At 61.9% G+C, this 9,235-nt stretch carries 5 protein-coding genes, 1 tRNA gene and 1 pseudogene; 2 read left to right on the forward strand and 5 right to left on the reverse strand.

Annotated features, from left to right (window positions below; translation table 11 throughout):
- The coding region (locus IRZ31_RS17550; protein ID WP_297156014.1) for an AAA family ATPase at positions 1-2,520 on the reverse strand (2,520 nt) is incomplete at its 3' end.
- 1,452 nt (positions 2,521-3,972) lie between these two features.
- A complete protein-coding gene (locus IRZ31_RS17555; RefSeq protein ID WP_297156016.1) occupies positions 3,973-4,515 on the reverse strand; it encodes a dihydrofolate reductase family protein in 543 nt (180 codons plus the stop codon).
- A gap of 352 nt (positions 4,516-4,867) precedes the next feature.
- Here IRZ31_RS17555 and IRZ31_RS17560 point away from each other — a divergent pair.
- Positions 4,868-5,227: pseudogene (locus IRZ31_RS17560) on the forward strand (tyrosine-type recombinase/integrase); the annotation flags it as partial.
- A 139-nt stretch (positions 5,228-5,366) separates the two neighbouring features.
- On the opposite strand, the gene IRZ31_RS17565 reads toward IRZ31_RS17560, so the two are convergent.
- Positions 5,367-5,430 (reverse strand) — tRNA-Gly (locus tag IRZ31_RS17565).
- A gap of 582 nt (positions 5,431-6,012) precedes the next feature.
- The gene (locus tag IRZ31_RS17570; RefSeq protein ID WP_262982306.1) at positions 6,013-6,144 is read right to left on the reverse strand and encodes a hypothetical protein; all 132 of its coding nucleotides are present in this window, start codon (positions 6,142-6,144) and stop codon (positions 6,013-6,015) included.
- A 220-nt stretch (positions 6,145-6,364) separates the two neighbouring features.
- On the opposite strand from IRZ31_RS17570, the gene IRZ31_RS17575 reads away from it, so the two are divergent.
- Positions 6,365-7,867, forward strand: coding sequence for an MFS transporter (locus IRZ31_RS17575; RefSeq protein ID WP_297156021.1), 1,503 nt, complete (start codon positions 6,365-6,367; stop codon positions 7,865-7,867).
- Positions 7,868-8,134: 267 nt separating this feature from the next.
- Here the strand turns inward: IRZ31_RS17575 and IRZ31_RS17580 are convergent, their stop codons facing one another.
- Positions 8,135-9,115: a hypothetical protein gene (locus tag IRZ31_RS17580; RefSeq protein WP_297156023.1), complete on the reverse strand. Its 981-nt coding sequence runs from the start codon at positions 9,113-9,115 to the stop codon at positions 8,135-8,137.
- Between the last annotated feature and the right edge of the window lie 120 nt (positions 9,116-9,235).

A 9,235-nucleotide genomic window follows, 5' to 3' on the forward strand; every position in this document is an offset into this window, starting at 1 on the left:
TCGACAGAGCTGCCAGCCTTCCTCAAGGCGTCCCGGCTGCCCCGTCAGCCAGCGCGCCAGCTTGATCAGCAGCTCGGCCTGTCGCTCTCGATCAGTGAGCAGATCCACCAGCCCCAGCGCCTTCGCCTCCTGCCCTAACTGGCAGAGCACCACCAACGCTGCATCGGGATAGGCATCCGCCCGGCTCCCCAGGCTGCAACGCAGCAGCGTGTAGCCCCACAGCCGTGGCAGCTGCTTCAGCTGCTCCTCCAGCCTCTCCCCAACCGCCGCCGCCGCTCGCCGCCCCACATCCAGATCCTGCGCGTAGCTGTGCATGCTCGGGTCCGCGGCCACCTTCGCCCGCCCATAGCTCCCCTCGTCCAGCACCGCAAAGAGCCGCTCCCACGCTCCCGCTTCGTAGAGATGCCGCACATAGTGCCGCTGCCCATAGCGCCGCCGCTCTCGCTCACCCTCGTCCCTGGCCCCCTCCTGCCAGAGCCGGGCCAGCCCCCCCTGCTCGCACCAGGCCGCCAGCAGCCCATGCCAGCGCCGCTCCTCCTCCTCATCAAACAGCCCTTCCGGCTCCTTCGGCGATCCGCCTGTTCCTCCCCGCCCACCTCGCAGGCAGTCGCGCAACTTCAGATGAAAGAGGGTATAGCCTCCCTGCTGATCCCGCATCACCAGCCCCCCTAACCGTTGCAGTCCCTGTCGCACCTCCTCCAGATCGATCGCTCTACCATTAGCCAGTGTGAGCAGCTGCCGGAGCGCTGCGATCGTGAGCGGCTCCTGCGCCACCAGCAAGATCCCCAGCAGCGGCTTGATCACTCGTTGCCACCGCGCTCGTTCTCCCCGCAGCCGGTCCAGCGCCAGCGTAAACAAGTGCTCCGGGTCGCTGCTCAGGCGCTCGACCAGGGCCTCCACCTCCGCCGGCCCCTGCCCGCCCCGGCTCGCCAGCTCCCTGGCCAGGAGATCCAGAAAGAGGGCATGCCCCCCCAACGCCTCATAGAACCGTTCTACGAGCACCGCGGAGAGGTCCACCCGCCGCTGTCGCAGGAGCTCCGCAAAATCGGACCGAGAGAGCCGTGGTAGCCGATACTCCCGCCGTGGCTTGCACAGCTCCAGTGGACGTAGCGTATCGTCGGGGCGAGTCCCCAGCACGAAGACGATCCCAGCGGGTGGATTGCCTGGTCCCTGCGGCAGAAAACTCAGATCCCGCCAGCCACTCTGCGCATCAGGCTGCAGCTGGTCCAGCCCATCGATGAAGATGACGTCCTGCTGCCCGCGTCGCGCGATCTCCTGCAGGACTCCCTCCAGGGCCGCGCTCAAGGCGGCACGACCCTCCCCAGCCAGCCACCAGTCCGGCAACTGGTACTTGAGAATCAGGCGCGCCAGCAGCGCTTTCAGCAAGGGCACCTGATAGTCTGGGGGAGGCACCAGCGGAATGAAATGAAAGGCCACCCGCTCCTCGCCTCCCTGTTCCCTGGCTCGCTCTTCGACCAATCTGGCGATCAGACAACTTTTGCCCTGGCCAGCCTCCCCGGTGATCGTCACATAGCCCCCTGTCGGCAGCAGCTCCTCTACCAGGCGCCAGACGGCCTCTTGCTCGGTCTGGCGGCCCACGCAACTGCGCCGCCGATCCTCGTAGAAGCCATCCCGACGCCGCACCAGCGCCCGCAGCCGCTGCCGCGCCTCGTCTTGCGCCCGGGATCGCCGCCGCGCCTCGGCCAGCCCGGGATGGCGCGCCAGCACCAGCTCATCGCCCGCCCCGTAGAAGCGCGGTCCCTGCTCCCGGAGGGCCTGCGCCAGGAAGGCAACGACCCGTGTGAAGGTCACGTTGCCCTCCTCATCGGCTGCCTCTGGCACCTCGCCCCGCAGGATCTTGAGCAGCTGCCCTGTCAGCAGGCCGTGTCCATGCTGCTCTCGGGCTGGCTCCAGGCCGGTCGCCGTCAGCGCCAGGCGCACGCCGCCCGCTGGCGCCGGACTGCGCTCGCCTGGTTCTCCAAAGTAATATCTCAGGCGCCGCTGCAGCGCGTCCCGATAGGGATCGGGCGCGCTCTCAGCGAACTTGCCTCCATAGCAGCAGTCAAGAATGAGCAGGAGCTGGGCCGCGCACTCATGCTCAAAGAGCACCTGCCGCAGCCAGCGAAACGAGAGGTGCGCCGTGGGGTCGATCTTCAGATGAGTGGGATCAAAGTCCGCCGTCACCAGATAGACCTCATCCAGACCGGCCTCCCCAGGCAGCGCCTCGGCATGGCAGCTGAAGAAGACCAGCCCGAAATCTCCCTGCTGGAGCTCCAGGGCCAGCTGCACCACGGCCTTGCGGACCCGCTCTGTGGTGGCCTGCGCACCCAACACCGGGGGAACCACCAACTCGAAGCCACAACCGTCTTGCTGCAATATCTCCGCCATACCACAGGCATCGGCCTCGGCCCACTGGAGCGGTGCCCGGTGAGGCGCAGGGGGTCCATTGATCCCGATGACCAGCGCCAGCCGCCGGCCAGGTGAGGTTGCAGCAGATGTGGACGAGGATGGCGGGGACATCGTGAGCGATAGCCTCCCTCTCAGGGTATCAGTGCCAACAAGCTAGCAGCATCGTCTCTGTCGCGAGTCAGCTCACTCCTGGGGGTCAGGAAGAGAGCGGCGCATCTATCAAGAGTATACGCCAGAACATGCCGATTGTCACTCTTTCTCGCTCATAGACAGAACAGACGATCGCTGGCCCATCCGCTTGCTGGAGCAGGGCAGTCCCACCCGCACCTCCTCAGCGTTCACAGGAAAAAGCGAATAGATCTTCTGCCGGCTGCTTTTTGGATATCGGTTCCTGCTGCTCGTCGGAGCCAATCGGCGAGGGCGTGTTACCTACCTGTCTCTTCTTCACGGCTTGCAGCTGGCAGCTGTGAAATCGCCGCCCCTTCCAGCTCCATAGAAAAGGGATCAGCTGCTCGGTGCTCTTTGCCTGGTCTGGGACGACGGGGTAACGACCGAGCCAGAACAATCCTCGTGCAGGCTAGCGGCCCTGTTGACAGGGCGGCAGAGGCGCGGCCTGCAAACACGAGGATGTTTGTCGCCCGATAGCCCTTGCCGGGCTTCCTCCCTGCGTCGAAGGGTCCCAGGCGAAGGTTTTCCGGTCTGTTCTCCTGGCCCTCTCCAGATATCGCTCTCACAAGCCCATCACCTGTCTTGTCTGGTGATGGACGAAACCATCCGCTTCTGCTCTGCCGAGATGCATCTTCGCCCCAATCGGACGCGCTTCTCTCGCCTTTCTTGCCTCTGGCCTCTACTGGATGCTGCGCCTGTCTGCGACCTGGCATGGCTGGTCCTCGCGATCCGCTGGCCGCCAGAGTGCTCGCGGCACGTCGCCTGAGTTGCGCCACGGCGGTCAAAGGAATCCTGAGCCCACACGGGGAGTGACCAGATGATGGAAACTCAGACCAGACCCCCTTAAGCCGCGAGCAGCGCCTGGCGATCGCCGAGGCCGGGCTGCTGCCACCGAGGCTTCCTTGCCATGCGCTCGCCCCAGCCAGGTCAAGGATCTCCACGATTGGAGCGGTGATTTCTCCGGCCCTGACTTCCTCCTATGCATGCTGTTGCCGCCATTGAGCCTGCTCGTCCTCGGGGACCAGGTTGCAGCCAGGCCCCTGCAGGTAGCCAGCAACTCTTCCAGAAAGCGTGTTCACAGGACTGCGACCAGTTCAGCAGGCAGCGCGGCGACAAAGTGACTGAGTGTCGAGGCCGCAGGCAAGCTGGCGCTCCCGAAGAGGGCCAGAAAGGGAGGCGCCGGGGGATGCACGGCATGCCTGAGTCCGCTCGGTGCTGATCGCACGGCGGGCGATACTACTGACGCCCGCCTCTTTGAAGAGAGGTGATGATTGCTCCATTCAAAGAGGCAGCTGTCTCTGGGTCCTGAAGTAGGAATGAACCGTTTCACACTCCAGGGCCAGAGACATCACAGGGGAACGTCGCGATCGTGGACGGCTGACAGCTTCGCTCACGCTAAGGCCGCTCTGGTCGGTAGGTGAGGACGACAACACCGGAACTGAAGGTCCGAGTGTCGATCAGCTTCAGCACCTTGATCTCGCTTCCCTCTCGGAAGAGACGCTTACCTCTGCCCACTACAATGGGGAAGACCATCAGCCGATATTCATCGATCAGGTCCAGGGACATCAGGCTGTGGACCAGTTCCCCACTTCCGAAAATCAACACATCCTTCCCTGATTGCTGCTTGAGCCGGGAGACTGCTTCCGTGAGATCGCCCGTGAGCACGCTGGCGTTCCACTCCATTTCTGAGAGCGTGGTAGAGACCACAAACTTCGGCAAACTGTTCATGCGCTCTCCATATGCCCCAGTTCCCTGCATGCTCGGCCAGCTGGCAGCAAATCCCTGGTAGGTCCTGCGTCCCAGAAGGAGTGCAGAGCAGCTAAAAAGTTCGTCGAATTTATATTTTTGTGATTCTTCATTTGTAAATCGAAAAGTCCATTTGGGATCTTCAATAACGCCATCCAGAGATACAAACATCGAAGCGACAATGTTCGCCATCTTCATCTCCTGAAAAGGAATAGCACAGTCACGCACTTGCCAATCGCAAGCGTTTGCCTCTAGCCATTCTTACGGAGCTCATCAAAAACGGTCAAGGCCCGCGAGTACGCACCCGTTGGGCATGTCGTGGATCTTGAGGGCCTCATCACTTTTCACAAGCGTCTGCTTCAATGATCCGAATGAGGGGCTTGCCCACTTTGGGCATGCTGCCATCCGCTGCCGGCGATCGTGAGACAGAGCCTCGGGCTTCCAGTCAGTTGCAGAATGCCCACCTGGGCTGCGCATAGTGCGACGCACCCTCAGCTAGCAGGCTGGCTATGGCTTTGTAGAGACCGCGACCAGGACCAGCAAGGGCAGGCGTTCCATCGTCCTCCTCCCGCCCGTCATCGAGACCTTGAAAGCGCACCAGGCCCGGCAACTGGAGGTACGCAGCAAGGCAGGCCCTCGCTGGAAGCCGATGGATCTGGTCTTCTGCACCCAGAAGGGCCATTTTCTCACCGATAGCTTCGTGCGCCGCCAGTATTACCAGCTCCTGGAGCAGGCCGGATTGCCGCGCATCCACTTTCACGATCTGAGGCAGAGCACGGCCACCATCCTGCTCGCGCTGGGAGTCACCAGCAAGGTGGTCCAGGAGTTGCTTGGCCACAGCCACGTGAATATCACGCTCGGTATTGATGGGCATGTGTTGCCGGGGATGCAAGAGGAGACTTGACAAAGAATGGGGCGGCTGTTGGCGTTAGAGGGAGTGCAGGACGAGCAGGAAGAACAGAGCTGTCAGAATAGCTGTCTTGAGGGCAAGCGGCGACCCTCTCTTGGAGGAGGGTCGTCCACCTGGCTTGGGAAGAGGGAGCGGGAGACGGGACTCGAACCCGCGACAGCTTGCTTGGAAGGAAAGCTGCCTTCCAAGGCAGATCCTCTGAAAAGAGTATATCCTGAGAGCTTCTTTCAAGCAAGAGCAAAGACTCTCGTTTGACTGCCCCCCGTATAGCCTTGCAAGCAGTGCGCGTCCACAGGTGTTGATCCAGGGGCCTCCCCCAGAAGTCCATCTCCCCACCCGCTGCACCAGATCAAGCACAGAGAAAGATTCTCCCGGTCCGCCTCAGAGAACCTCCTCTCATATTGGCGCAGGGAATGACCAGCTCCACACTCATACCTCACTCCAGCGCCACTCTGACAAAGAGCCAATCAGCGCCTGCAGCCAGAGCAACGAGCATCACAGGACATGGCCCTGTTGTCTTTGAACCTCTTCCGAGATCTGCCGGAACTGAACAACGACAAAGGTCTCCACCTGCTGCCTTCCCAGGCGGCTCCCGTTGCGCACCCACTGCCAGTCCCTCACTCTCCCACTCTCTTCCCGCTACGCTCCCGATTCCTTCCCAGACGTTTCCCACCGCCGTCGTGTACGCTCATTCTCCGTCGAGTGCACCGAGATCACCTAGGATGAGCAACGTGGCCAGGATCTCCCGGTGCTGTACGGCTGGTCTCAGGAAGAGCTTGTCAGGTCACGTTCTGGGTTTCTGCCATCAGCCCCATGCTGACCTGCTCGACGCATTCGCCCACGGCGCCGGCTTCAGCCGCGGCCTGGGGTCGCTCATGCTTTCGATAGCTGTCGCCTCCTGTCTCGTCCACAGACAAATAGGTCACCTGGGAAGCGGCGTTCGATCAGGCTGCGCGATCTCCATTCAGGGGGCAAGACACGTCAGTACGGGCCATGTTCTTCGCAGCAGATGGAGAGCTGGTGGCTTCTGCTACCCAAGGAGGAGCCAGCCAGCAGTTTTGCCTCTGCTTATCCCACCGCAGAGCCAGGCCATAGCATACTCCTCCATACAGGAAAGGAGCGATCACCACCATGCAACGACGAAGAGGCATCCTGGCACCAGGAGCGCTGTTCCCCCTTTCCTTCTGGATTCTATTAAGCGGTATCTTCGTGAACCGGTTCGGCAGCTTTGTCGGGGTCTTTCTCCTGGTGTATCTGACGGCTCAAGGCTACTCCCCAGCGCAGGCAGGCATAGCTGCGGGAGCCTATGGACTGGGCAGCATGGCCGCTGCTCTCCTCGGCGGCACTCTGGCAGACCGCCGGGGAAGACGGTGGACTATCGTGGTCGCCATGTTCTCTTCCGCCGCAGCTACTCTGGCCTTATCACAGGCACGTGCCTTGCCGGCGCTGGTGGGCCTGGCGACCCTGGCTGGCCTCTGTGCTGCCCTCTATCGTCCGGCGGCCAGTGCCTTGTTGACCGAGCTGGTACCGAGAGAGCAGCGCCTGCCCGCCTTCGCCTGGTACCGGTTTGCCCTTAATGTCGGCTTTACCGCTGGTCCTCTCCTGGCCGGCTTCTTTGCCAGCCACTCCTTCTTCTTGATCTTTCTGACAGATGCTCTCTCATCCGTCGTCTTCGGCGTGCTGGCCCTGGTCGCTCTGCCCGCTGGGAGCGGTGGCGCAGCTCAGGAGCAGCCACCGACAGCAGCTGGATTCGTGGAAGCGCTCCATCACGATCCTCGTTTTCTGCTCTTCCTGCTCGGTTCCCTGGCAGTGGCCATAGTGTACTTCCAGCATCAGTCCACTCTTGTTCTGCAGGTGCACAGCCTGGGTCTGTCCAACGCCGCCTATGGAGCGCTGCTTTCGCTCAATGGCCTGGTGGTAATCGTGTTAGAGCTGCCTCTCAGCCAGGTCACCAGAAAGTGCTCACTGCTGCCACTGATTGCCATAGGCTGGCTGCTCACAGCTCTGGGATTTGGGCTGGTCGCCTTTGCCTCCAATCTCGTGTCCCTGGCCTTGACAGTGGTGCTCTGGAGTGTGGGCGAGATCCTCCATCACCCCGCCTCTGCAGCCTACGTCGCCGATTTGGCGCCAGCGCACTTGCGTGGCCGCTACCAGGGCGCCTGGGATGTCACCTGGAACCTTGCTCAGACGGTCGGGCCGCCGTTGGGGACCCTGGCGTTTTCCTGGGACGCGCCCAGATTCTGGTGGCTGTGTGGTTTGCTGACCAGTGTTGCTGTGCTGCCCCTTGTGCTCGGAAAAGCGCCAGACCAGACGCCCGCGCAAGCAGAATGTCCCCGCGCGGAGACTCCTGCGCTTCGGAGGTCGGGTCCCGCCCCATACCCCGCTCGGAAAGAATCTGGGCCCCCAGGGAGACGCTCGCGTGCACTGCTCACCTATCTGGCCCTTCTTCCACGGGGCACTGATGTAGACCTTCGTATCATCCAGCAGGTGATACGCTGCTCGTATCCCCAGGCACGTCATCTGGCAGAGGCCCTGGAACGGCAGGGCTATGTGCTTCGTGTGGCGGGATCACGCCGGCGCTATTGCCTGCATCCGTCCTACCGTCCTGCAGCCGTGCGCCTCCGTCGCCAGTGAGAGCAGGAGACGGCTGCCTCCGCACCATTCTTCCCTATAGTCACCGATCATCCTCACACACGTTTATCGATTGCTCTCACTCGTTTCATTTCTTTCCAGTATGATCTGTCTGTCTGGACAGTACAGTCTGTCAACCTGCCTGCCGCACCATAGCACTCCATCCCTCGTAGGGTTCTGAAGCTCCCACTCTCTCTGAGGAAACAGCAATCACCTGCACATGGACGCCAGCCTTGTTCATCGGAGTTGCCATCCGCCTCACGGCCCTGATCAGTGCTGTGGAGGAGTGACTGCCCTGATGGGAACAACAGCCAGCCGCTGGAGCTGTCCCTGAATCCCGGTCACTCCCCCCTGCACCAGACCAGTCGTTGGATCTTGCTGCCCGACGTAGGCTGTATTCGCACTGGTAAGCATCCCGTCCAGTAATGAGAGTGCCTTTGCCTGCTGCAGTTGAGCATCGCTCATGGTGACAAGCTGGACCGCGTCCTGGCGGATGCGTTGCATCAGGATAGCAATGGCCTCTAACTGCCTGTCTACGTTCGTGGCAATCTGCTGCTGGGAAGCTATATGGCCAGGAGCATTGATGAGACCACTCAAGTGCAGGTTGATGTGGGCAAGATAACTGGGAAGCGCCTGGTTGGGGTCAACCTGCAGGAGACCGATGCGACCCGCCTTCGGATCGACCAGGATCGGGGTACCAGTGGGAGTATCACGCCCAACGTAGGCAGTGCCATCAAGGTAGTCCAGGATGCGGATCACCTGCCGACGCAGCAGCCCCGTATGAGTCCCGGAGGCCCAGTCATCCCTCGCCGCACTTGACCACTCCAGGAGCTTTTCCGTATTGCGATAGAGCCAGAGGGCCAGACCTCCAGAGAGACCAATGTGTTGAAGCTCAGGATCACTGGCCAGCAGGTGCCGCAGGTGCGACAGGAGACTATAGTGCTGCTCGTCCCCCGGAGTGGGCGTGTCGGAAATCGCTCCAAGAAAACGCCAGGTGGTCGAGTCGAGAGAGGGCGCGATCGGAGGATGAGCTGCATCCTCCTCAGTCACCAGGAAACGGCTGTACTGAGCGAGCAGATCCTGGTGAGAAGGGCTGCGATAGGTCAGCAGGACGGCTCTGCCCCTCGTTGACGAGAGCGTGCCCAGTAGCAGCGGAGGTGTCTGATCATCTGACCGGTCAGGAAGGAGCCAGGCATACTCGGCTTTGGCAACCGGCACAGCGGGGAGCTGGTGGAGCGTGAGGGTGATCACATCGTTGAGACCTCGCGTACCCAGTCAACGACCCCTGGCTCAAGCCAGGGGCTTGCCCGCAGCCTCGTCGGCCCGGGCTTCGGGGCTGGTTGACGGCAGCCCACTGCCCCGTAGGACAGT

Origin of the sequence: Thermogemmatispora sp. (assembly GCF_019683635.1) — a bacterium.
Lineage (GTDB): Bacteria > Chloroflexota > Ktedonobacteria > Ktedonobacterales > Ktedonobacteraceae > Thermogemmatispora.

Coding starts and splice junctions, on each gene's coding strand:
- IRZ31_RS17555 (WP_297156016.1), bottom strand. CDS start 4,515: ATGGCGAACATTGTCGCTTCGATGTTTGTATCTCTGGATGGCGTTATT.
- IRZ31_RS17575 (WP_297156021.1), top strand. CDS start 6,365: ATGCAACGACGAAGAGGCATCCTGGCACCAGGAGCGCTGTTCCCCCTT.